This is a genomic window from Bacillus sp. J33, assembly GCF_000518885.1.
In the GTDB taxonomy this organism is placed as follows: domain Bacteria; phylum Bacillota; class Bacilli; order Bacillales; family Cytobacillaceae; genus Cytobacillus.
Map to the genome: position 1 here is coordinate 20,922 of NZ_JAEL01000007.1, position 25,506 is coordinate 46,427.

General features: G+C 41.1%; 20 protein-coding genes and 1 pseudogene. 1 reads left to right on the plus strand and 20 read right to left on the minus strand.

Translation table 11 applies throughout. The features are described from left to right. Position 1: 1 nt before the first annotated feature. From L634_RS0103100 to adhP, 4 genes are all read right to left on the minus strand, one after another. Positions 2 to 886 (minus strand): branched-chain amino acid ABC transporter permease, encoded by an 885-nt coding sequence (locus L634_RS0103100; RefSeq protein ID WP_026581185.1) that lies wholly within the window; start codon positions 884 to 886, stop codon positions 2 to 4. Further along, positions 886 to 2,793, minus strand: coding sequence for an AMP-binding protein (locus L634_RS0103105; RefSeq protein WP_026581186.1), 1,908 nt, complete (start codon positions 2,791 to 2,793; stop codon positions 886 to 888). Before L634_RS0103105 ends, L634_RS0103100 begins: the two co-directional genes overlap by 1 nt. A gap of 50 nt (positions 2,794 to 2,843) precedes the next feature. Continuing rightward, on the minus strand, positions 2,844 to 3,614 hold the full coding sequence (locus L634_RS0103110; RefSeq protein WP_026581187.1) for an ABC transporter ATP-binding protein: 771 nt from the start codon (positions 3,612 to 3,614) through the stop codon (positions 2,844 to 2,846). A gap of 342 nt (positions 3,615 to 3,956) precedes the next feature. After that, entirely contained in the window at positions 3,957 to 4,973 is a 1,017-nt protein-coding gene (gene adhP / locus L634_RS0103115) for an alcohol dehydrogenase AdhP (protein WP_026581188.1), read from the minus strand. Between the two features lie 533 nt (positions 4,974 to 5,506). Between adhP and L634_RS0103120 the strand changes: the two genes are divergently transcribed. Further along, the gene (locus L634_RS0103120; RefSeq protein ID WP_442852680.1) at positions 5,507 to 5,845 is read left to right on the plus strand and encodes a nucleotide excision repair endonuclease; all 339 of its coding nucleotides are present in this window, start codon (positions 5,507 to 5,509) and stop codon (positions 5,843 to 5,845) included. A 63-nt stretch (positions 5,846 to 5,908) separates the two neighbouring features. On the opposite strand, the gene pssA is transcribed toward L634_RS0103120, so the two are convergent. From pssA to L634_RS0103200, 16 genes and pseudogenes are all read right to left on the minus strand, one after another. Beyond that, the gene (gene pssA, locus L634_RS0103125) at positions 5,909 to 6,604 is read right to left on the minus strand and encodes a CDP-diacylglycerol--serine O-phosphatidyltransferase (RefSeq protein WP_026581190.1); all 696 of its coding nucleotides are present in this window, start codon (positions 6,602 to 6,604) and stop codon (positions 5,909 to 5,911) included. 299 nt (positions 6,605 to 6,903) lie between these two features. Then, a pseudogene (locus L634_RS34145) lies at positions 6,904 to 7,072 on the minus strand (malonate-semialdehyde dehydrogenase); the annotation flags it as partial. Between the two features lie 215 nt (positions 7,073 to 7,287). Further along, positions 7,288 to 8,415, minus strand: coding sequence for a CaiB/BaiF CoA transferase family protein (locus L634_RS0103135; RefSeq protein WP_026581191.1), 1,128 nt, complete (start codon positions 8,413 to 8,415; stop codon positions 7,288 to 7,290). Positions 8,416 to 8,436: 21 nt separating this feature from the next. Beyond that, complete coding sequence (locus L634_RS0103140) at positions 8,437 to 10,005, minus strand: fatty acid--CoA ligase (RefSeq protein ID WP_026581192.1); 1,569 nt, start codon at positions 10,003 to 10,005, stop codon at positions 8,437 to 8,439. A gap of 20 nt (positions 10,006 to 10,025) precedes the next feature. Beyond that, entirely contained in the window at positions 10,026 to 11,177 is a 1,152-nt protein-coding gene (locus L634_RS0103145; protein ID WP_026581193.1) for a thiolase family protein, read from the minus strand. Positions 11,178 to 11,190: 13 nt separating this feature from the next. Beyond that, positions 11,191 to 12,336 (minus strand): acyl-CoA dehydrogenase family protein, encoded by a 1,146-nt coding sequence (locus L634_RS0103150; RefSeq protein ID WP_026581194.1) that lies wholly within the window; start codon positions 12,334 to 12,336, stop codon positions 11,191 to 11,193. Between the two features lie 177 nt (positions 12,337 to 12,513). Next, a complete protein-coding gene (locus L634_RS0103155; protein ID WP_026581195.1) occupies positions 12,514 to 13,281 on the minus strand; it encodes a 3-hydroxyacyl-CoA dehydrogenase in 768 nt (255 codons plus the stop codon). Positions 13,282 to 13,366: 85 nt separating this feature from the next. Continuing rightward, complete coding sequence (locus tag L634_RS0103160; RefSeq protein WP_026581196.1) at positions 13,367 to 13,921, minus strand: competence protein ComK; 555 nt, start codon at positions 13,919 to 13,921, stop codon at positions 13,367 to 13,369. A 1,001-nt stretch (positions 13,922 to 14,922) separates the two neighbouring features. Next, positions 14,923 to 15,444, minus strand: coding sequence for an RNA polymerase sigma factor (locus L634_RS0103165; RefSeq protein WP_026581197.1), 522 nt, complete (start codon positions 15,442 to 15,444; stop codon positions 14,923 to 14,925). 29 nt (positions 15,445 to 15,473) lie between these two features. Then, a complete protein-coding gene (locus L634_RS0103170) occupies positions 15,474 to 17,432 on the minus strand; it encodes a DUF6449 domain-containing protein (RefSeq protein ID WP_026581198.1) in 1,959 nt (652 codons plus the stop codon). Further along, positions 17,407 to 18,303 carry an ABC transporter ATP-binding protein gene (locus L634_RS0103175; protein ID WP_026581199.1) on the minus strand — a complete coding sequence of 299 codons (897 nt, stop codon included), beginning with the start codon at positions 18,301 to 18,303 and terminating at the stop codon, positions 17,407 to 17,409. The genes L634_RS0103170 and L634_RS0103175 overlap by 26 nt, the downstream gene beginning before the upstream one ends. Next, positions 18,296 to 18,685 (minus strand): GntR family transcriptional regulator, encoded by a 390-nt coding sequence (locus tag L634_RS0103180; RefSeq protein ID WP_026581200.1) that lies wholly within the window; start codon positions 18,683 to 18,685, stop codon positions 18,296 to 18,298. Before L634_RS0103180 ends, L634_RS0103175 begins: the two co-directional genes overlap by 8 nt. A gap of 173 nt (positions 18,686 to 18,858) precedes the next feature. Further along, positions 18,859 to 20,649 (minus strand): L-lactate permease, encoded by a 1,791-nt coding sequence (locus tag L634_RS0103185; protein ID WP_026581201.1) that lies wholly within the window; start codon positions 20,647 to 20,649, stop codon positions 18,859 to 18,861. Positions 20,650 to 20,908: 259 nt separating this feature from the next. Beyond that, positions 20,909 to 21,685, minus strand: coding sequence for an IclR family transcriptional regulator (locus L634_RS0103190; RefSeq protein WP_026581202.1), 777 nt, complete (start codon positions 21,683 to 21,685; stop codon positions 20,909 to 20,911). 62 nt (positions 21,686 to 21,747) lie between these two features. Beyond that, positions 21,748 to 22,527: a fumarylacetoacetate hydrolase family protein gene (locus L634_RS0103195; protein WP_026581203.1), complete on the minus strand. Its 780-nt coding sequence runs from the start codon at positions 22,525 to 22,527 to the stop codon at positions 21,748 to 21,750. Positions 22,528 to 22,846: 319 nt separating this feature from the next. Then, on the minus strand, positions 22,847 to 25,024 hold the full coding sequence (locus L634_RS0103200; RefSeq protein ID WP_026581204.1) for a malate synthase G: 2,178 nt from the start codon (positions 25,022 to 25,024) through the stop codon (positions 22,847 to 22,849). Between the last annotated feature and the right edge of the window lie 482 nt (positions 25,025 to 25,506).

Sequence of the window (25,506 nt, forward strand, 5' to 3'; positions counted from 1 at the left end):
TTTACACCCTCTCGATTTCTTTTTTTCCGAACAAACCATATGGCTTGAACATAAGGATCAATACGAGGATGACAAACGGCATGACTTCTTTCAGACCGCCTCCAACCAATGGATCCAGATACCCCCCTGTAAAGCTTTCAAGTATCCCGATAATAAGTCCTCCTATAATGGCTCCTGGTATACTGTCAAGCCCGCCAAGGATGGCAACCGGCAGCACTTTTAATCCGATAGCTGAAAGGGAAGCGTTAACGCCATTGATATTTCCAAGGAGTATTCCTCCCACTGCTGAAACAATCGCAGCAATGGCCCAGGCTACAGCAAAAATCATTTTGACGCTGATCCCCATTGACATCGCTGCCTGCTGATCATCTGCTGTGGCCCTCATTGCAATTCCAAGCTTCGAATACTTGAAAAAGAGCGTAAAGATCACAAGCATAATCACAACGATTAAAAGGGACCAGAGATACACTGGTGCAATGACAATTCCCCCTAATTGGACCGGCTGCTCTGAGAACACTTTTGGGAATACACGAGTTTCATGGCCCCAAGTAATATGGACGATTCCGGCAAGCACACTGGATAAACCGATGGTCGCCATAATCATCGATATGACCGGTTCCCCAATAAACGGCCTCAGCACAATTCGTTCAATGACAAAACCAAGTACTGCACTAAATATTAATGATAGTAGCAGCGCGGCCATAAACGGTATATTATAGGCTGTGATAAGCGTCAAGCATACATACGTTCCGATCAGAAGGAACTCACCCTGGGCAAAGTTAATCGCATCGCTGGACTTATATATAAGAACAAACCCCAATGCAACCATTGCATAGACACTTCCTACTACAATTCCTGTTACGAGCATCTGCAAGAAAAAAGTCATTATGCCGCCCCCTCTCCCTTATCCATAAAAATAACTTGAAGTGTCGTCTGGATGGTTTGTTCCATACCGTCACGATATTTGATCGTTCCATTGACCTCTATCTTTTTATCCTCTGTATACAGGCCGTCAATAAGCGCTTCATACTTTTTAGCTACAAACTGCCTGCGGACTTTCTTTGTTCTTGTCAGCTCCTCATCATCTGCATCCAGTTCTTTATAAAGGAGGACAAATTTTTTCACACGGGCTTTTTCAGGAAGGGACTTGTTAATTTCCTGAACCTGTTTTTCGATCAGTTCCAAAACCTCTGGCTTGGAGGATAAATCAGTATATGTTGTATAGCTGATTTGATTTTTCTCCGCCCAGCGGCCTACATTTTTCATATCAATATTAATCATGGCAACGACATAAGGCCGATCTTTCCCAATTGCGACTGCTTCCTGAATATAAGAGCTGAATTTCAGTTTGTTCTCAATGAATTGCGGAGAAAACATTTCTCCAGTATCAAGGCGAATGACATCTTTAATTCGATCAATCACATACAAATGCCCTTCTTCATCCAGCCTGCCGGCATCTCCTGTGTGAAGCCAGCCGTACTGTATAGTATCTTTTGTGCTCTTTTCATTTTTGTAATAGCCTTTGCACACACTGGAACTCTTGATTAAGATCTCTCCCTCATCAGAAATTTTCACTTCTGTCCCAGGAATTGGAATGCCAACACTATCAAGTTTGATGTCGCCATCCCTGTGCACAATAGAAATGCCGGAAACTTCCGTCTGTCCGTAAATGCTTTTGACATTGACTCCAATGCTATGGAAAAATTCAAAAACATCGGGTCCTAATGGTGCCCCTCCGGTATAGGCGCGCTTGATTTTCAGCAGGCCCAAATGGTCACGAATCGCACTGAACATCAAGTAATCAGCCATTTTATAAAGAAGCTTTGTTCCTGAGCTGATTGGTTTATTTTCAAAATGCGCTTTAGCCACTTTTTCGCCGATTGGCTTGCACCAGTTATAAATCATTCTTTTAAGCCATCCGCTGTCCTGGATTTTAACTTGGAAACGGGATACCATATCCTCGTAGATTCGCGGCGGCGAAAACATCACTTGCGGACCAATTTCACGCAAATCTTCCAAAACCGTTGTCGGTTCCTCCGGGAAATTGATAGTCATGCCATTGTACAGTCCCATTGCAATTGTCATCATCTGTTCGCCTATCCAGGCAAGCGGCAGGAAAGAAACATATTCATCCTTATCAGTCAGCGGATCGATAACTGAGAGATTTCTCGCCATATCTACCAGATTTCGATAGGTAAGCATCGTTCCTTTCGGATTGCCTGTTGTTCCAGATGTATAAGAAAGGATGGCTATATCATCTGCAGTTCCTTTATCAACTTCACCCTGGAAAAATAAAGGATTCTGTGAGTGGAACGTCTTCCCAAGAGCCAGTACATCTTCAAATTTCAGCAAGTAGTCTTCCAGGTAATTCCTCATTCCCCGCGGATCATAATAGATGATGGTTTTTACTTTAGGGATGGTTTCCTTTATCTCCAGCAGTTTATCCACTTGTTCCTGATCCTCAGCTACCACAATTGTCGCATCACAATTGTCGAGTATAAACTTGAGTTCAGTAGACAATGATTCCTGATAAATTCCAACAGATACGCCGCCAAGGCTTTGTGCGGCCAATTCACTGATAATCCATTCAGGTCTGTTATCCCCTATAATCGCGAGCTTATCTCCTCTTTCAAGCCCCAATGCAGAAAGTCCAAGGCTAAAGTTTTTAACCTTATCCAAAAAGGATTCATAGGTGAATTCATTCCATATTCCAAACTCTTTTTCTCTCAATGCTACTTGCGATCCATTATTGTAAGCCCTTTCAATCAAAAGCTGCGGAAACGTCAGACTCATAGAATTTCTCTCCCCTCCTTGCCATATTTCAATCGGTTTTCAGCCGTTTTTTAAACAGCGTTTTCTTCACCAAGATAAGCTTCAATTACTTTCGGGTTATTCTGTATCTCTTCTGGTGTTCCATAGCCGATCAGCTTGCCGAAATCCAGTACCGCTATGTGGTCCGACAAATCCATGACAACCCCCATATCATGCTCAATTAAAATAATGGTTGTATTCATTTCCTCATGGATATCAATGATATAGCGGGCCATATCCTCTTTTTCCTCACTATTCATCCCGGCCATAGGTTCATCCAAAAGAAGAATTTCGGGTTCCAAGGCAAGCGCCCTGCCCGTTTCAACCCGCTTTTGCAGGCCATAGGAAAGTGTGCCTACCGGTGTATTGCGAATGTGCTCAATTTCCAGAAAGTCGATCACCTGCTCAACCTTTAAACGATGTTCGACTTCTTCTCTTTGCGCCTTGCCCCAATAAAGCCCGCCTGACAGTACGCCCGTTTTCATCCGCACATGCCGCCCGAGCATAAGATTGTCCAATACTGATAAATGCGGAAATAGCTCAATATTCTGGAATGCACGGGCAATGCCGAGGCTGGCTCTTTTATGGGGCTTAAAACGGGTAATATCTTCCCCTTTGAATGTGATCGAACCTGAAGACGGCCGGTAAAGACCGCTTATGCAATTCAGCATGCTTGTCTTCCCTGCACCATTAGGCCCAATAAGCGAAAAGATCTCTCCTTCTTTTACTTCATAAGAGACATGATCCAGGGCTATAACTCCCCCAAATCGCAATGTCACATCTTTAATCTCTAAAATCCCCATCGTTCAACCCCCTTTTTCGAAAAACAAATTAACTTTTATAAAATTATGAATAGTTTTAATATTCTTTACATAAGTCTTTTCTCCTTTTTTTATTTAAAATATTTTTTATAGTCCTAAGCTACTTCTCATTTTTATGTCAGTTGAATTTTTGTTATGACAAATTCCTTATGCGGATGTGTTTTTCACTATGATTTCAGGAGAAATAAAGAAGAGTTTAATAGCAGGGGATTTTATATATGTTCTATATTGTTAGCTTTTCCCCCCTTTCAGACACGATCAATCTGCAAGTATAATAAAAGAGACTGGACACAAAAGTGCCCAGTCCTTAAATAATATATCCTATCAATCTTCAAATTTTATAACAACTCGTCCATTTATTATTCCTTGTTCAAGATCATCAAAGACTCTATTAATTTCTTCCAGAGAAACAGTTTCAATGATGGTTTTGACTTTACCGTCTGCTGCAAACTGAAGTGCTTCCTGGAGGTCTTTCCTTGTTCCCACTATAGACCCAACGATGCTGACACCGTTAAGAACAGTATCAAAAATTGGCACTTCCATGACTTCAGGCGGCAAACCAACAGCGACACATTTTCCACCGCGTTTTACTGCCCTGTAGGCTTCACTGAAAGCATGCTTGGAAACAGCTGTACATATGGATGCTTGAACACCTCCAATTTCACGCTGAATAAAGTTCGCAGAATCCTCCGCCTTTGGATTTATTGATAAATCTGCTCCTAATTCTTTTGCAAGGTCCAGCTTTTCGTCAAAGGTATCTACGGCAACAACCTTTAGTCCCATTGCTTTTGCATATTGCACGGCCACGTGGCCCAGCCCGCCGATTCCATAAACAGCTACCCATTCACCCGGTTTTGCTTCCCCAACCTTCAGAGCTTTGTATGTCGTCACTCCTGCACAAAAAATCGGTGCAGCTTCAACATAATCTAGTGAATCTGGCACTTTTACAACATAACGGGCATCTGCAAGACAATATTCTGCGTAACCGCCATTTATGGAACAGCCGGCATTCAGCTGATTATGGCAAAGTGTTTCGCGGCCAGTTAGGCAGTATTCACAATGTCCGCAGGCAGAATATAGCCAAGGAATACCGACTCTGTCACCTGCTTTCAAGTGAGTAATATCTTCTCCCGCCTCAACAACTTCTCCTACTCCTTCATGGCCTGGAATGAGAGGAAGTGCTGGTTTAACCGGCCAGTCTCCATGGGCTGCGTGCAAATCTGTATGGCATACCCCGCATGCTTTCATTTTTACTAACACCTCATTCTTTCCAACGGATGGGACTTCTACGTTTTCTATTTCAAGTTTTTCTTTAAATTTATGTACTACTGCTGCTTTCATCATTTTTTCATCTCTGCAATGTTCACACATACTCTTCACCTCAGGGAATTATTATTGTTTTATCAACCACGTGTTCATTGTCTTAAAAAAACCATTATTCAACAATATATTTGTGAATAATTTCACATACTTGACGATATATTTTAACATTTCTGCTAACAAAAACATAAATAGCTTGATTTTTAATATGAATGGTGATTAAAAGCTGCTACATAGCCATGTATTTAAAATCGTTCAACAAACAGGAATCTTCCTGTTTTTATGTGGAGCTCCCCCCTTCCCAGTACGGACTTGCCAAAATGCTTGTATTATAAAAGATAAACAATTAATTGCGGAAAACATAGGCCTAAAAGGATGGTCATTAGCTGAGCATAATTAATCTGAATCGCCCCACTGAACTCTGGACAAAATAAATTTCAATTATCGGGTTTTTTCCGGATTGTGGATTACTTAGCAAGTTTATGTTACTCTTTAGTTCAGAATAGGAAGTGATAATATTGATCAAAATTGAAATACCTGAACCAAATCTCGTTATTGCAAGAAGCAGGCAAACTGGACAAGCTGGAGAAAGTGACCTCAGCAGTGTTTATGGGTTCACAGATTATCATAAAATCCCGAGGGACAAAGGCGGCATTATTTTATTTTTCGATGCAAATGAGGATCTGTTATTTGTGGGAAAAGCCCGCAAATTAAGGCAGCGCGTCAAAAAGCATTTTGAAGACAATGTATCGCCAATTAAAAACCACCGTGATGAAGTCTACAAAATTGCCGTAATCTATGTGGAAGACAGCATGGAACGTGAAATTTATGAGACCTATATCATTAATACATTGCGTGCAAAGTATAATGTAGACAAAGTTTTCTACAAATAAAAAGGCCAAATAAGGCCTTTTTTATTTTCCGCCAAAAAAACAGACCCTTTTGAAAAGAGTCTGTCAATCAAGTTCTTTTTTATTTTTTCCTTTAATGAATCTATAGGCTAAATATGCGATATAAAGTGGGATCGCTATATAAATTAAATTTGGGAATGGGCCATAGGATCCCTTATAAATAACGTATAATACACTTCCTAAGAAGATTGTAACAATTGTACCGTATTTCGGAAGCGGCACTTCCTTAAAGCTGGGGATTCGAATTCTGCTTACCATAAGAAAGCATAGTGCAGTGAAAACAACTGTGGTGATGATATTGGGAATGCGGTCACCAAACAGTGTTAGAATCGCCATAATTCCGCCTGCAGCTGTAATCGGCACTCCTATGAAATAGTTCAAAGAGGATTTGGGAGGACTGATATTAAACCTTGCCAGCCGATATGCCCCGAACAGCGGAAAAAGACCTGAAACGATTAATCCGAGAATTCCAAATTGATAAAAATATGTATAAAACACAAGAAATGAAGGGGCAACCCCGAAGGTAACAATGTCAGCCAAGGAATCGAGCTCTTTTCCAAGCGTACTGTCCGCCTTCAGCATTCTTGCCAGCCTTCCGTCCATACTATCAAGCATCATACCAATTAAAATAAGTATTGCTGCATTTTTGAATTGCCCATTGGCAGCAAAGCCAATCGAAAGAAAACCGCAATATAAATTACCCAAGGTAACGATGTTTGGGATTGCTTTAATAAAACGCACTAGTGACCATCACACTCCAAATAAAGAAAAAAGGTTATATTATCAGATATTCCTATTCATTATATCATTTAATCTTCCTATCATGCCTCTTCTTTAATATAAAAAGGAAAAACTCACCGCTTGTTCTATATCCTATACAAAAAAATGAATCTTTCATAAATATCGAAGAAGGGGGTCTCTTGCTGTCTCACCCAACTATATCAGCATGCAAGATTATCCCTTTGTATTGCCAGCATCACTATAAATTAAAATTAGAAGAGCCCCCAATCCGCACTAAGGGCTCTTCATTATAATGGACATTACCACCAGGCTGTCACCATTTTTCGTCTTTTATAATATTCAACTCCATCAATTCCATTGGCATAGGTCGCCATGTAAAGAATTTTTCCAGCCGGAGAAAGGGAAGCAAGCCATTGGTCAGTCTCCGATATTCACACCAAGCATTCCTGCTTAAATTTTCTCCTTAAAGCACTTGATATAGCTCTCATTCTGTGTATACAGATAGGCTTTAGAACAAATGCATTCCCGGCCGCGATTGCCAGCGGGATCATCCAGCAGGGTACCACCAGCGTTTCCTCCCCGCCTCATGTGACTTCAGCTACTGGCGTGGATGCCCCCTCATTTTTCAAAAGCATTGCGTCCATACAAAAAGCTCCACCCCTATGTTTGATCTATTCTTCCTATTAAAATACCCTTTCTTTTTTCATAGCCCTTATTTTCTCAGAAGGCAAACCAGCAATTTCAATCAAGACTTTTTCAGTATGTTCCCCTTTTGCAGGAGGAGGTGAGATTTCTGCCTTGATTCCTCCATGCATTTTTACTGCGGGGTAGCTAAATCTGGTTTCGAAAATCCTTTTAAAAAGAGGAAAGTCCTTTAGTTCTCCTGATTCCAATATGGGAGTCAGGCAGCAATCAACCGTTTGTCCAAATTCAGTCCATTCTTTCAATGATTTGCTCTTAAATAACTCTGTTACTTCCATATAAATAGGATTGCTGCCAGAGGCATTAGTAAATTGAGAATTAATCCAGTCCTCTCTCCCTATGGCCTTGCAGAAGTTTGTCCAAAACTTTGGTTCAAGTGCGGCAAGTGCCACAAAACGGCCATCCTTCGTTTCATAGATGGAGTAAGCGATAATTTCACCATTTAAAACAGATATTCCATTTGGATATCCCGTCTCATTCTCAATCAGCAAATGGTTCCCCATGATGGAAGCCATAACCTCAGCAATGGAAATACAGTGATAACCGCCTTTTCCGTTAAGCTTGCAGGAAAGCAAAGCAGCCAGGATCCTTTCACTCGCTGCCATGCCTCCCATGAAATCTGCCATCGTATTTGCAGGATGAATCGGCCTGCCGCTTCGGTCTTTTAACTGGGCAAGAACCCCGCTTACTGCCATATAGTTCAAATCGTGGCTTCCCAAGTTTTGATAAGCCTCATTCTCACCGTAGCCAGTAAGAGAACAATAGACAATATCAGGTTTGTGCTTTTTAACAGAATCATAATCAAGCCCCAGCTTCTTCATAACACCAGGACGAAAGCTTTCTAAAACTGCATCGCTTTCTGCGATCAGCTTTAGCGCTGCCATTCGCCCATTCTCGTTTTTTAGATCTAGGGTAATGCTTTTTTTGCCGCGATTGTTTGCAACAAAAACAGCTCCAGTGCCCTCAATTTTGATATCCAGATGCCTGCCAGGGTCTCCATTGGCTGGTTCCACTTTAATGACTTCTGCTCCCAGCTCCGCAAGTCTTTGAGAAGCATACGGACCAGGAAGGTAGTTAGAAAAATCAATGATTCTTACGCCTTTTAACATTTATAAATCCCTTTCCGCTGTCTATATTTTCCCGTCTGCAAACAAATCTTCCAGCTGTTTCCGGAGCATAAATTTTTGGATCTTGCCGCTGGCATTTCTGGGAAGAACATCACAAAAAATATATTTTCTCGGACGCTTATAATTAGCAAGCTCAACGCTGTTCTTACATAGTTCATCAAGCTCCTTTTCAGTCAGTAAAGGATCTTTTTTTACAATAAAAGCTGTAACAGTTTCTCCCCAGCGGTCATCTGGCTGTCCAATCACCGCTACATCCAAAACACCATTATGCGCATATAGAACATCTTCCACTTCACGAGGATAGATATTTTCTCCCCCGCTTATAATCATGTCATCGACACGGTCTTTAACATACAAGTAACCTTCATCATCAAGGCAGCCAATATCCCCTGAGTGATACCAGCCTCCATACATTGCATTTTTTGTGGCTTCTTCGCGATTGAAATAACCACTCATCATGCAAGGACCTTTAACGATGATTTCTCCCGTTTCTCCTGCCGGAACAATATCTTCAGGATCAGAAGGCCCATTTTCGTTTGGCCTCACAATCCGTATCTCATGGTTCAGGCAGGCCTGCCCAGCAGATCCGGCTTTCCTGATTTGATCATCTTCAGATAAAAACGTAATCGCTGGGCCCATCTCTGTCATTCCATATGCCTGCACAAGGGAGATGCCCAATTTATCCCGGCAGGCAAAAACAAGTGCCGGAGCCATCGGAGCAGCACCGTAAAGCCCCAGCTTTAGGCTTGCCAGATTATAATTGCTTAAGTTTTCCTGTAGAAGCATATTCCACATTGTTGGAGCTGCAAAAAACTTTGTAATTTTTTCTTCGGAAATTAAACGCAGCACTTCCTTAGCATCAAAATGGTGGAGGATCGTATTTTTTGCCCCTATGTGAACACGCGGCAAAAAGGCGCAATGAAGCTCCGCACAATGAAACATGGGGGCAGTTACAAGGCCATTGTCGCTGCTTTCCAGCTTAGTCGCACCTATAACAATCAGGCTTTGTTCGACCATATCTCTATGCCGATGGACCACGCCTTTTGGCCTTCCTGTGGTGCCGCTGGTATACATGACGGCATACAGGTCATTTTCATCAATGTCCGTGTCGATTTTTGTATGGGGAGCTGAATCAACTTTTTCACGATACGATGCTGCATATGCCGGTACACTTTCATCAATGTACCAGAAAGAAGTATGGGGGAACCGCTGAGCTATGGGTGTAATGCCTGATTCCAGCATGTGCTCAAACAACACTACTTTGGGTTCTGCATCCTGAAGTATATAGGCAACCTCCTCTGACATCAGCCTGAAGTTTATCGGATTAAATACTGCACCGATTTTAGCACAGGCAAAAAAAGCTGTTGCAAGTTCCTCGGTGTTGAATAAATAGGTAGAAACCCTGTCACCCTTTCTGACACCTGCCTGCCGAAGGGCATTTGCCAATTTATTAATTTCAAGGCCCCATTCTTTATAGGTAAGGCGCAGATTTTTTCTGACATCATACAAAGCTTCCTTATTCGGAAACTTGCCAGCAGTCAAATCAAATATTTTCCCAATAGTAGTCGTCATTTTCATTCCTCCCCATTTTTTCAATCTAATCGTTCGATAATTGTGGCATTTGCCATTCCGTGGCCTTCGCACATTGTTTGCAGCCCGAACCGTCCGCCTGATCTTTCGAGTTCATGCATCATGGTGACCATTAAGCGGGCACCGCTTCCTCCGAGCGGGTGGCCAAGTGCAATAGCGCCGCCGTTTGGATTAAGCTTTGCAGGATCGGCTCCCGTTTCTTTCAGCCAGGCAAGCGGGACAGGTGCGAATGCTTCGTTCACTTCAAAAACATCAATATCTGAAATCGATAAACCTGCTTTCTTTAACACCTTTTCTGTTGCTGGTATTGGCCCTGTCAGCATTAGAGTGGGATCAGATCCTATAACTGAACGGGCAAGAATTTTGAACCGCGGCTTAATGCCCAGATCCTCCGCCTTTTCTCGGGACATGATTAAAAGCGCAGCAGCGCCATCACTGATCTGGCTTGAGTTTCCAGCATGTATTACGCCATTTTCCTTGAAAACTGTTTTTAAGCCTCCAAGCGCTTCAACTGACGTTTCTTTTCTAGGGCCCGAATCTTCTGAGACGGTTACCGATTGTCCATTCTCCAGAATCACTTCCAGGGGGGCAATCTCCCTGGAAAAGCGGCCTTGTGCTTGTGCTTTCAATGCTTTCTGGTGGCTTTCATAGGAATACTGATCCAATTCTTCTCTTGTAAACCCATACTTTTCAGCAATACGTTCCGCCGATATGCCTTGATGGATTATTTCATGTCTGCTTGTCAGCTTATCACTGAAGCCAACACCCTGGTAGCTGGATCCGATGGGTACACGGGACATACTCTCAACTCCGCCGGCTATCACTACATCCATATCCCCAGCTAAAATGGACTGTGCAGCAAAATGGACAGCCTGCTGGCTTGAGCCGCATTGGCGGTCTACGGTCGTTCCGGGAACTTCAATTGGAAAACCGGCAATCAAGCCAGCCACCCTCGCAATATCCCCAGTTTGTTCGCCAATTTGGGAAACACACCCCAAAATGACATCATCTATGATGGCAGGGTCTATGCCGGCACGATCTACAAGTGCCTTAAGTGCTTCTGCTGCAAGGTCATCCGCCCGGATATCCTTCAATAATCCATTTTTTCTTCCTACAGGAGTTCGAATCCCCTCAACAATAACGGCTTCGCGCATTTATTAAACCTCCTTATAATTCCATGTTTTTAGCGATAATGGTTTTCATAATTTCGTTAGTGCCTGCATATATGCTGGCGACTGGTATATCTCTATATCTTCTGGCAATCTCGTATTCTTCCATATAGCCATACCCGCCATGAAGCTGCATGCATTCTGCCGCGATTTTTCGCGCATTGTCAGTGAGCTTCCATTTTGCCATGGATACTTTTGTCACCACATTTTTTCCTTCTATATGTTCCTCGATCAGGTTGTCAAGAAATACTCTGCCCATCTCAATATCTGTTGCCATCTCAGCTATTTTGAATTGGGTATTTTGAAATTGGCTGATCTGCTTTCCGAAAGCCTGGCGGTTCTTAACATAATCTATTGTTAATTTAAGCATTTCCTCTGCTGCCACTTGTGCGGCGATGGCCACTACTAGCCGTTCCTGCTGCAGTTTTTCCATCAAATACAAAAAACCTTTGCCTTCTTCGCCAATTAAATTCCCTTTTGGAACTTTGCAATCCTCAAAAATCAGTTCAGCTGTGTCCTGACAGTGAAGGCCGACTTTGCTTAACTTCCTGCCTCTTGAAAAGCCGGGTGCATCCCTCTCGATTGCAAGCAGGCTTACTCCTTTATGCCGCGGAACAGCGTTCGGATCCGTTTTGCAGGCAACAATGATTAAGTCGGAATGGATTCCATTTGTAATAAAGGTTTTTTCCCCGTTCACAATATAATGGTCCCCTTCAAGTTTTGCTGTCGTCTTAATCCCGGCTAAATCTGAGCCTGCGCCCGGCTCCGTCATGGCAATTGCGGTTATGATCTCACCTGTTGCGCACTTCGGCAGCCATTTTTGCTTCTGCTCCTCAGTCCCATAGGCTGTAATGTAGGGGACAACAATATCATTGTGAAGTCCGATTCCTACCAGACCAGAACCAACACGCTCCAGCTCTTCATTTATAACAACCGAAAATCCCCAGTCTGCATTGCTTCCGCCATATTTTTCCTCAATGTCCGGACACAAAAAGCCCTGATCGCCCATCTTTTTCCAAAACTCTCGCGGAATAATCCTGACCTCTTCCCATTGGCCATAATTCGGATAGGCTTCTGTCTCTAAAAACTTTCGTAAGGACTCTCTGAAAATCTCATGATCTTCCCGTATGTATGATGCAGCCATGCCTTCCCCTCCGAATCGGTAAAATTTTCTTGCCATAGCTCAAATTGCGGGTCTTATCTTTCTGCAAAGGCTTACATATATATTGTACAATAATTATCTTTATTTTTAGAACATTTAGAATTGTAAATTTCAAAAAACCTAACCTTTCATCATCATAAGGTTAGGTTTTTTTTATATTTATTTCGGCTGCATGCGAATACCGCCGTCAAGCCGGATCGTTTCTCCATTGAGCATTGGATTTTCTAAAATGCCTTCGGCAAGCTTTGCAAATTCCTCGGGATAACCCAATCTCGATGGAAATGGAACCATTTTCCCTAAAGAATTTCTTGCCGATTCCGGCAGTGATTCAAACATTGGTGTATTAAATAATCCTGGAGCAATCGTCATCACACGAATGCCATAACTCGCAAGTTCTCTTGCAATCGGTAAAGTCATGCTGACTACACCACCCTTTGAAGCACTGTATGCAGCCTGTCCAATTTGGCCTTCATATGCTGCAACGGAAGCAGTGTTAATAATGACCCCTCTTTCCCCTTGCTCGTTTGGTTCATTTTTTGTCATTTGTTCTGCAGCTAATCTGATTACATTGAAGGTCCCTATCAGATTAATAGATATCACTTTTGAGAACATATCAAGGGAATGAGCCCCCTTGCGGCCAAGCAATTTGGCAGCAATGCCGATTCCAGCACAGTTGACTGCTGTATTGATCGAACCAAATTGATCTGCTGCATATCCCAATGCATCCTGAATGTCCTCCTCCTTTGTCACATCCGTTTTAAAAAAGAGAGCATTTTCCCCTATTTCCTCTGCCAGCTTTCTGGCACGCTCTTCTGCCAAATCAGCAATCAGAACGCTTCCCCCTTTGCCTGCTATATGCCTTGCTGTCGCTTCGCCAAGCCCTGAAGCGCCTCCAGTAATGATAGCCCTGCAATCCTTCAGTTCCATATTGAACCTCCCTCTATAAATATGTACTCATAAATTTATTTCCATTTTTAGGGGCGCTTTTCCTGCTAAAGGTTGCAATGGTCTCTTACAAATCCTTTTTTCGATATTTGTTGTATTCTTCACTAATAAGCTTGATCCCATGTTCAGAATCAAGAATAAAGCTCCTTGTCCTATTCAATGTTTTTTCCATCTTGAACCGAAGCACCTCAGCCAGATCAATAATGGATTGAAGATGCCTTAAGGAAATATCCAAATCAATACTCTGTTCATTGGTAAAGATTACACGCGTTTCGCTATAAGATAAATAGTTTAAGGCTTCTATATGATGAAGAGCAATCCATACACAGTCTGGCTGATAAGGAGGTTTATGCGGAAGCCAATACATATCCGGATCTGCGTTCATACGTATTGGCGGGTTTCTTACTGTTCCAAGGATAGCTTTTGTTCCTTGTATCGATCCTTTCAAATCAGAACAGTAATGCAATAAGCTCTCATTTAACACATCATAAGGTGAAGATTCTATACAAAAACTTTGTCCTACTTCTATTATTTTTGAATAGTTGCCTATTGTTGGAACCTCCGGCAAGACTGCCATTGTATTTCTTGTTATTACAAACTTTTCTTTAATGCTTCCTACCATTTTATTTCTCCTTTTTAAAATTTTTGTGACATATTTCACATTTTTCAAAAAAGGAGTATACTTAAATGGAAAGGTATACCCCTTTCACTGCTCTCTCTTGTGTGAGTCCTCCAGGCTATGCAAGAGGGAGCCCTTCCTTTTTGATAATAGCTCTGTTATATTTATCTGTTGATTTCCGTTCCAATGAACCGGGTAAAAAATTCAACAATGAGCTTTTACACAGCGCTTATAATAGAAGTTCACCTCCTTAAAGAAAGCGATTTAGTTTTTAAATTTGGAAATTCCATTTACTAATAAATATATTCAGGTATATTTTTATGGGGAAAAATATTCTATGATGCAGCAGCTGCGGGGAAAAACATATTATTTTCATTTATCTTTCAGAATGACTAGCATAATTTACGGCAAATTTTAATCTTTTGGGACTATTATACCTATAATTTCTATTAAATGTAAAAATATTTTTCTGAAATATTCTGTTATTTCGCAAGAGTAATAACCCGTCTCATTTTATATTGACATATATCATTGACCTGTTTACCAATATAAATATATAATATTAGGCTTTTTTGTAAATTACGATGAAATTTTATCGTTTTTCTAGCTAATTTCTTTTTATTCAGATTGCTTTTAGCTCTAAAAAAAGAGTTCATAAAATATTCACATTTTAAATTCTTTACTTATACTTAAGGCTTTAATGTGTAATCTGTACTAATCTATATTAACCAGCAGCTTCCCTGATTTCATTGATACTCCTCTATCAAGACAAAAAAGGCTGCTAATGAATCAGCAGCTGATTTCTTTTGTGCGATGATTATTCAAATAGGTTTATTTGATGTCTTGCTGAAGGAGCCTGTCAAAGGAATACCTATATTGTTCACGCAGCCGAGGAGAGTCGGACTGCCTGTGGGAGCTTGAGTGCCTGGAATGGAAAACAAAAAACAAATAATATACCAAAGCCTAAAACAAAAACAGCCTCTTAAAAAGGGGCTGTTTTTTGATCAGGCTGAATATCGATCTCCAAGCAATTCTTTCAGCTGCTGTCTGACCCGGTACAATTTTGTTTTGACTGTATTCGGGTTAAGCTGGAGGATGTCTGCAATCTCTCTTTCTTTTAATCCATGCTTTATTTTCAGCAGGAAAACCCTTTTCTGATCAGGGGATAGAGAATTAACATAACCATATATCTGTTCCTGCAGCAAGTTCATTTCTGCTTCTTTCCCGGCATCGATATTATTTCTTTCGGGACAGTTTTCAAAATCAAAAGAATCCTGTATTCTTTCCTTTGTCCTTCTCTCTTTTCTAACAAAATCAATGGCCGTTCTAGTCGCAATAGCTGAGAGCCATGCACCCAATTTTCCCTGATCCTCAAGGGTCTCCATTTTTTTTAATGCCTTGATTAGTGTTTCCTGGACTACATCCTGAGCAAGATAGTGATCACGGGTGATGCAATAGGCAATCTGATAAAGGCGTTTATTGTAAAGATTGCAAATTTCTCTCATATCAATAGAACATTTACTCACTCTCATCCCCCCTCTCTTTAAGCTTTCCTTCATTCAAAATGATCCTTAATAAAGCTTGGGACATTCTCTTCCGTAAAGCTTTTAATATCAATAGCCCTTTGTTCATCAAAATAATAGGCGATTAGATAATCTCCATTTAAAATACCTGTAGCGTTTTTTATGATGCTTTCAATTTGTTTCTTGTCGGCTATTTTCACAGTTGAGCTGTTTTCGCTCATCTTAGTGAAAATCTCATCATAGGAATAACCTCCTGCATAATTGATATCAATATCCTCTGCCTTAATTGCCAATGCGTATGAAATGTCATCGCCTGTAATTCTTGCCGCATTAAGCAGTGATTTTTCCTGGAGCCATTTTTCAAATTTTGTATAGGAAGGATCCCAATGCATGTATGCTTTTTTGCTGTCACTATAAAAAATTTCAATATAAGCATAAGGTTCTGTGTGAACTCTGCTATTTTCAAAAGAAGCTGAATCCACTTCTTCTGTCAAAATCTCAATTGCCTCTTGCAGGTCAATAGGATCTGTAATGGTAGCCCGCTTATTAACAGGACCAGAAGGTGTAATCGTAATTTTAGTTGTCTCCTCCGCTATAACTTGGTAAATTTCATTTGTTGCCTTTTTATATTCATCAGATTCATAGATAAATTTATAAAATGGACTATATTTTGTTATATCAATTTTGTAATTTCGAACTAGTTTTTCGCCATTTTTTAGCTCATACACGATAAAAGCAACGTCCTTTTCATTGGGCTGGCTATGATCATCATTTTTATTTTCAACAATTTCTTTGTGCAGCCTTCTGACCAAATCAATATTTTCGTATTCATACAAAAATAGAGGCTCATCATTGTCAACGTCACTATAAAGATAATAACTCTCACTGATATGAACGCGATCAATTTCATGTGCAGCGGGTATGTTTTTTTCGTAACGGGTAAAGTCAAATTGGAAAAGAATAAACAATAATCCAATAGCAGCTGCATATCTTATTAATCCCTTAACATATAAGGTCACGCGCCATGATTTCTGCAAAACCATTTCAGCAATCACCAAGCCAAGCATAGCTCCAAACGCATATCCGGCAATAAGCCACCCCGTCCCGTTTCCCATCTCTCCAAAATACGTTCCCCCAAGAAGCATGGTGCAAAAAGTCGCTCCGTATTTAAAAATAGGCTTTGTAATCGGAAAAACGAGGGCCTGTGAAACAGCCTCCATCCTTCTCTTTTTATAAACCCGCAGGCTAAGCCAATAAAGAGAAACGATTAAGATAAGATAAATCATGATTTCGTACGCAAAAGGGATACGGACATTCATTTGCGTTATGGAAATTAACGGAGAAAACTTTTCAAACTTGCTCGCAAGATAATATTGATTAGGATAACCATATAAATAGAAAGGCAAATTAAAAGCCAGCAGATTGATAAGGCCGACTGGAAGCAAAAGGAAAATATATGTTAAGGCACCCTGGGCAGCAGATAAACCTGTAACCATCCCTACAAATACTCCGGCCATATAAATTAATGTGTTATACATTATGGTAATTCCCAGCCATTTAAATATTTCGCCAATCGCATAAAACTCGTTCAAGTAGAATGGCTGATATAGAATCAGTACAAAAATGGCAATCAAGAGAACAGGGCAAGCCAAAAGTATAAGTCCTGCAGTTGCATATTGATGAAAAATTATTTCCCTTTTCACCGGCAATGAATGGATTAAATCGCTATATTGCTTGACTTGCAGGAAGCGGAATAGGAACACGGACATGATGACCGGAATGGCAATGATTAATATAATCTGAAGCTCAAAATGATACTGAAACAAGTTATCAATATCGATAAATTTACGCTGTTCTTCTGAGGATGTCATTAAAATCTCAAGTGGAATCGCAAAAAAAAGGACAAGAAAATATACAATGGAAACCCAGCCCACGCTCCTGGTGATTGTCTTCCATATTTCCCTATTAACCAAGGATATTTTGGACTGCATATCCAGCATCCCCCATTTCATAAATAAAAATCTCTTCCAAAGTCAGGGGAAGCAAATCGAAAATGACTGGCTTAAATTGTTCTGCATATGCTGAAATTTCTTCAGCATTTCCCTTGACTATACAAATTATGATGCTGCCCCTTTTTTCTTTATGAAGTATTTTCATAGAATCAAAAATGGCAGGTATAGGGCCTTTAAAGGCAACCTGAATTTTATGAGTATCCGTCTTGAGATCATCCAGATCTTTTTCCAGAATCACTCGTCCTTTATGCATAATGCCTATATAATCACATAAATCTTCGACTTCGCGTAAATTATGGGATGAAATTAAAATAGTCATTTCTCTATCAGCAACCTCACCGACAAGAAGGCTTTTGACTTTTTTCCTCATTACGGGATCAAGGCCATCCATTGGCTCATCCAGGATTAAAACTTCTGGCTTTGATGACAGTGCAAGAATAAAAGCTGCTTGCCTCTGAATCCCTTTTGAGAATCTATGAATCTTTTTATGTATATCTATTTCAAAAATAGCAGCAAGCTCTTCAAACCGGCCTTCATCCCATCTGCTGTAAATACTCTTATAAAATTGTGCCATTTGCTTAACCGTATACTGCGGAAAAAAATAGGGATGATCCTGGATAAAAAAGATTTTATCCTTAATAGATGGGTTTTCAAAAACTGGCTGGCCATCAATCGTTACTTCCCCTTCATCATAGGCGTAAATGCCTGCCAATATCTTCAAAAGTGTTGTTTTTCCGGCTCCATTTGATCCAAGCAGTCCATAAATGGACCCCCTGTTCACATGAATACTAACCTTTTCGACGGCTTCGAGCCCCTCAAAAGTTTTCCGAACATGACTAATATTAATCATTTTCTATCCCTCCCCCTATGCTTGCTTCTATCTCTTTAATCATCTGATATAATTCCTCTTTTGTGATACCAAGATATAGCGCCTCAGACAGGAGCTTGGATAGCTCGCTTTTCACCTTTATCATTTTTTCGCTATTTTGCCTGGGTGTTGCAGCGCTGACAAAGCTTCCTTTTCCCTTAATAGAATATATATAGCCTTGGGCCTCCAGCTCCCTGTAAGCCTTTTGTATCGTATTAGGGTTAATTGTCAGCTGCTGGGCCAGCATTCTTACGGAAGGCAGCTGTTCATCAGACTTAATAATTTCTGTAATGATCAGCTCTTTTAGCCGTTCCACCAGTTGTTCGTATATAGGCTTACGGCTCCTTACGTCCAATTCAAACATGCTAACCCTCCCATCTGTATGAACTGTACTATGGATAATAGTACAGTTCATACAGTTAGATTATATTACAATAAATTGGAAAAGAGAATAGGATTTGTGGAATTTTTTAGAATAAATTTTAGGCTCATGAAAAAACTGGCTCAGCCAGGGGCTGAGCCAGTTAGACATAAACCTTATTTAGCAGACTTCGCATTGACTGAAGGAGGAGGCAAAATCATGTTGGAGCGTCTGTTGTTTGTTGCAATAATATATACAGCAGCAACAGCAATGCCAACAGCAATAAATGAGCCTAGGTTGAAAATGCCTTTTTGAGAGTACCAAACAATTGAGTACCCTACAGAACCTGTTAATAAAGCGTAATAGAAAAACGGGAACAGCGTTTTCCGGATTACAGCCCCCTCTTTGCCAACAAGACCAACAACTGCAGATGCTGCGACAACATTGTGGACGCAAATCATGTTCCCTGCTGCCCCGCCAACTGCCTGAAGTGCAACGATCCAAGTCGCATCAACGCCAATTTGGGATCCCACATCATGCTGGAATAAGGCAAACATCATATTACTCACAGTATTGCTTCCTGCAATAAAGGCGCCGATTCCGCCTATGAAGGTGGAGAAGAATGGCCAGTATTCTCCTGCTAGTGCAGCTACACCATTTGCCAATTCTATGGGCATTTTATCGTATCCGGCAGCACCGCCGCCTGAATTCAGGAAAACTTGAACCATAGGAACCGTAAAAACCAGTGCTGTTGATGCCGCGATCATTGTTTTTGCTGATTGTGACCAGGCGCGTTTGTATCCGCTTGCATTCATGCCATGAATAAAATAAGTAATAAGTGAAACTGCAATGAAGATTGTACCAGGTAAATAAAGGGGCTGGAAACTTGCCGTTATGCCGGATTCAAAAATGTTTTCAAACTTTACATTCCAGGCTTGAAGCCACTCCATGAGAGGAAGCGTTTTCAATCGGGTCAATACTAAAAATAAACCAACTAAAATATACGGTGCCCACGCACGAACCATGCTCATGCTGCCGCTTTTATGAGCAATATCTTTAATTTCAAGCGACCCAATCCATTCAGGATCCCATTTGGATTTTTCTTCAAAGTCCCACTCTTGGTCTTTTGGGGGCATTAAGAAGCCTTTCTTTGCTGCAAAGACAACAATAGCCAGGCCGACAAGACCGCCTATCATGGATGGGAATTCAGGACCTAACACATTTGCAACAATTACGTATGGAATAGTCATGGAGAAGGATGCAAACAAGGCGAATTTCCAGACTTTAATGCCTTCGGAGAATGACTTGTTCCTTCCAAAAAATCTTGTCATTAGTGCTACAACAAATAATGGAACAAGTGTACCTGCAAGCATATGGAGAATTGCCACCTTACCTGCAATTAATGTAGTTAGAGCAAGGAAGTCATTTGTAATGGACGGATCGGCAGATAAACCCGTTTGAACACCAACAAGCATTGGAGTGCCAACTGCGCCAAAGGAAACTGGTGTACTTTGAATAACCATTCCTGCCACAACAGCTGCCATCGCAGGGAACCCCAGCCCAACAAGCAATGGAACAGCGACAGCTGCAGGCGTACCAAAACCAGCTGATCCCTCAATAAAGGAACCGAATAGCCAGGCTATAATGATAACCTGTATACGGCGGTCTCCGGATATATCCGTAAACCCTTGACGGATTGTTTTTATGCCGCCGCTTTCTTGAAGTGTATTCAGAAGCAGGATGGCACCAAAAATAATGTAAAGAAGAGTTCCTGCAACAACCAGACCATTTATTGAAGCGGCAGCAACATTTGCGCCTGGAACTTTCCAGACAAATAGTGCCAAGGCAATAGCAACAAGGTATGAAATAGGCATTGCTTTGCTGGCAGGCCATCTCAATACCACGAGGAACACTGCTACTGCAATAATTGGCAAAAGAGATAAAAAAGACAACATTCCTGTACTCATAAAACCCTTTTCCTCCTTTTGTTTTGTAATGGCGAACAATATTTTCATTTTGTTGCGGAATACGAAACATTGTTATAGAACGATAATTATTTTGTTATACAACAACTACTCGTACTATCATTTATTATACAGACCTTTTTTGTAATTTCAATAATATTTAGAAAATTTGATTTATATATTTATACGAAAAAATTTGTATCTTCATACAAAAAAATTTGCCCGATATATCTTTAATACAAGATATATCGGGCAAATACATTTAACTTATTCGGGAGACATGCCCCAAACGGGCTGAGATTTCTTTCCCTGTCCTGATCATAATCGTTTTTAGTGTTTTAAGCCTGTCTTCTGTCATTCTCATGGTAGGTCCTGAAATGCTGACAGCAGCAATAACCTTGCCTAAATGGTCAAAAATGGGAGCAGCCACACAAGTTATACCATATTCATTTTCCTCCAGATCAAGGGCGTACCCATTTTGCCTGACCTGGCTAAGTTCTTTAAGGAATTCATCTTTGTCAGTTATCGTTTTATCAGTGTGAACCGGCATACCCTTCCTATCTAAAATTTCCATTACAACATTTAACGGAAGGTGTGCAAGGATTGCTTTGCCTACAGACGTGCAATGCATCGGAGCCCTTTTCCCTACTTTAGAGTGCATTCTTAAGGTTTCATTTCCCTCGAGTTTTTCGATATATACAACCTCACCCTGGTCATAGACAACTAAATGAATGACCTCGTTTGTCTCATTTTCAAGCTCTTGCAGAAAAGGTCTTGCCTCTGCCCTTAAATCAATTGATTCCAGAAGCTTTGAGCTGATCTCAAGAAACTTGTAGCCAAGCTTATATTTGCCTGTATCGCCATCTTGTTCAATGTACCCATATTGCACTAGGGTAGAAAGGATTCTGTATACAGAACTTTTATTTATGTCTATTTGTTTGGCTATCTCTGTAACGCCAAGGCCGCCTTTTTTCAAACTCACCAGTGTAATGATATCAAGTGCCCTGCTAACAGATTTAACCATATTTTCTCTTTCCAAATCGTTCACCTCTGGTGCAAAACCTTTGTCTGTAAAACATTATAGCATATAAGTTAATGTGATCAGACGGTTTTGACGCTTTCAAGGGCACCTGCAAATGTATTGCGCAGGGTTCCAACCTCTTTTATTTCACATTCAATCACATCACCGGAACTGACCATTTCCGCTCCGACAGGGCTGCCTGTAAGAATTACATCCCCCGGTTTGAGCGTCATCACATTACTCAAGTAGGAAATCATTTTACGGATCGGTATAATCATTAATTCTGTGCTGCTGTTCTGCTTTTCTTCTCCGTTTAATTTCGCCTCCACTTTAACATTAAAAGGGTCAAGGTCCGTTTCAATGACAGGGCCGATCGGAGTAAATGTATCAAATGATTTTCCAATCGTCCAATGCCCGTCACTATGGAAAAACTGTGGTGCAGTCACATCATTCCCTACTGTATAGCCGAAGACATAGTCAAGAATATCCTCTTCCGATACATTCTTTGCTTCTTTTCCTATAACAATAGCTAATTCTGATTCAAATTTAACCTGCTCAATGCCTTCTGGAATAATAATGTTCTCGTCTGGCCCAATAACTGAAGAAACCGGCTTAAAAAAGAACACAGGAATTTCAGGAAGCGTTTCCGGCAGATCCTCTTTTGCTGAAACATAGTTTGCTCCAATGCCAATAATCTGGTTCGGAACAATGGGAGCAAGCAGCTTTACTTCACTTCTGGAGAATAAGTTTCCAGTAAACTCCCATTCTGAAAATATGTCACCCTTTATCTCTTTAACTATTTCATTTTCAATTACACCTGTATGTACTGCAGAGTTAACTTCAAATCGTGTAAATTTCATAGATACGATCTCCCTTCATCTTTTCTTTTAGGCTCTGTTAAATTTGCCTGTTGATTTCAGCACGAGGCACTCAAGCTTTCAGCGGGCGGTCCGACTCTCCTCGGTGGTTCGCACCTGCGGGGTCTTTCGATGACACGCTTTTCCCGCAGGACATTGAATAAATTTTCTCGAATGAATACCTCATCACAAGAAAATTCAGCAGCATTTTCGCGGGATCAGCACCTGCCGCCCACAACAGGGTGCTAAAATCAACAATAATCTTTAACACAGCCTTCTTTTAAAAACAGGGCATAACAATGCCCTGTTCTTCCTGAGTGTATTATTGCTGTACAGCAAATTTGGCTTTAGCTTCCAAACGGCGGCGGTGAAGAATTGGCTCTGTGTAGCCGTTTGGCTGATCATAGCCTTTAAATACAAGATCACATGCAGCCTGGAATGCAATTGAGCTATCAAAGTCTTCAGCCATGGGACGGTAAGCTGCATCTCCAGCATTTTGCCCGTCTACCACCTTGGCCATTTTCTTTAGAATCTCCAATACTTGTTCTTTTGTACAAACGCCGTGATGCAGCCAGTTTGCAACATGCTGGCTGGAAATCCTTAATGTTGCACGGTCTTCCATTAAACCAATATTATTTATGTCCGGAACTTTTGAACATCCTATCCCCTGTTCAACCCAGCGGACCACATACCCCAAGATTCCCTGGGCATTGTTTTCAAGCTCTTCCTGGATTTCCTCTGGACTCCATTGCGGATTTTCAGCAACCGGTATCTGAAGGATATCATCTCTAAGATCAGATATTTCCTCCAATAGCCTGTTTTGAACTTTTGAGACATCAACCTGGTGATAATGCAAAGCATGAAGTGTTGCAGCTGTAGGTGATGGTACCCAGGCAGTGTTCGCCCCGGCATGTAAATGGGCAATTTTTTGCTCCAGCATATCAGCCATCATATCTGGCATAGCCCACATTCCTTTTCCAATTTGCGCACGGCCCTGGAAGCCTGTTTCAAGCCCGGTATTGACATTGGATTTTTCATAGCCTTTAAGCCAGGCAGTTGATTTCATATCATTTTTGCGGATCATTGGGCCAGCTTCCATTGATGTATGCATTTCATCTCCAGTGCGGTCCAGGAACCCGGTATTTATAAATACAATGCGGTCTTTTACTTCACGGATGCAAGCTTTAAGATTTAATGATGTACGGCGTTCCTCATCCATGACGCCAATTTTTAATGTATGGCGCTCAAGTCCAAGCAAATCTTCTGTCCGGTCAAATAATTCATTGGCAAAAGCAACCTCTTTTGAACCGTGCATCTTAGGCTTAACAATGTAGATAGAGCCTTTCGACGAATTTTGATAAGGTCCATTTCCAAGCAGCGTATGCTTGGCAATTAGGCTTGTGACTACTGTATCAAGGATTCCTTCCTGTATCTCCTGCCCATTTCCATCTAAGATAGCATTATTAGACATTAAGTGGCCGACGTTGCGCACGAACATGAGCGATCGCCCAGAAAGTGAGAATTCATTTCCTTTTGGAGACACATACGAACGGTCAGGGTTTAATGTACGCGTCATTGTTTTGCCGCCTTTTGTAAACGTTGCAGAAAGGTCTCCTTTCATTAACCCAAGCCAATTGCGGTAAACAATTACCTTATCCTCAGCATCAACTGCTGCCACTGAATCTTCACAATCCATAATTGTAGTGACAGCTGCTTCAAGAAGTACATCTTTTACGCCAGCATCATCTGTTTTTCCTATTGGATGGCTTCTGTCGATCTGAATTTCAAAGTGAAGGCCATTATTTTTAAAAAGGACTGCAGATGGCTGCTCCCGGTCTCCCTGATAACCAGCAAATTTTGTTTCATCCTGCAGGCCTGCAGTTTCCCCGTTGCTTAGGACAACAGCAAGCTTCCTATCTTCAACTTTGTATTGAACAGCATCTTTATGGGAACCGTTTGTTAATGGAACTGTTGAATCGAGGAATTCTCTAGCGAATCCAATTACCCTTTCACCCCTCATAGGGTTATATCCGCCATCCCTTTGTGCACCGTCCTCTTCACCAATTGCATCAGTTCCGTAAAGGGCATCATATAGGCTGCCCCATCGCGCATTGGCAGCATTGATTGCATATCTTCCATTGTTAACAGGCACAACTAATTGAGGGCCTGCCTGTAATGCTATCTCGTCATCCACGTTTTCGGTTGTAATCTTAAAGTCATCTGCCTTTGGTTCAAGGTACCCGATTTCTTCCAAAAAAGATTTATAGCTATTAAAATCAAAGTCTTGATGTTCCCGGTGCCAGTTATTTATTTTCTCCTGAATTTCATCCCGTTTTGCAAGCAGCTCTTTATTTTTAGGGGTCAGCTCGTTTACAAGCGCTTCCAATCCTGACCAGAATTGCTCCCGTTCGACTCCGCTTCCCGGAAGGGCCTCAGAATTGATAAATTCATAGAGTTCACTTGCTACTTGAAGCTTTCCAGATGTCACATAGTTTTCCATTAATCATTTCCTCCTTAGCTTTCGTTATTGTTAATTTTAGTGTTTCTTATTACAAAACACTGTTTCTTAATTACTCTTAAAAAAATAATAGCATGGTTTTCTTAATCGTTTCAATAATTTTCATACAATTTTTGATTCTTTTTCTTTTTATAAGTTAGCCGCCTTTTCCTTAGGCTCTTTTCTCATAAATTGCTGTTTTACTTATAAATTCTGCCCGCTGATTTCCACTGCAGGCACATAAGCTTTTCCGCGGGGAGGAATGAGAGCCTCCTCGGCATCTCCTGTGGGGTTCTCCCACTCCCTTTCTTTTGAGCAGGTCATTGGAAAGGCATCCTTGAATTGCACCTAGTCATAAGGAAATGCGGAGAATTTTCGAGGAGTCAGGTTGCCCTCTTCATCAATTAACTCAGTTGGTTAGACTTTTTTAGCCGCCCAAAAAGCAACAAACTTTACGAAACAGCCTTTCCTTAAGAGCGGCCATC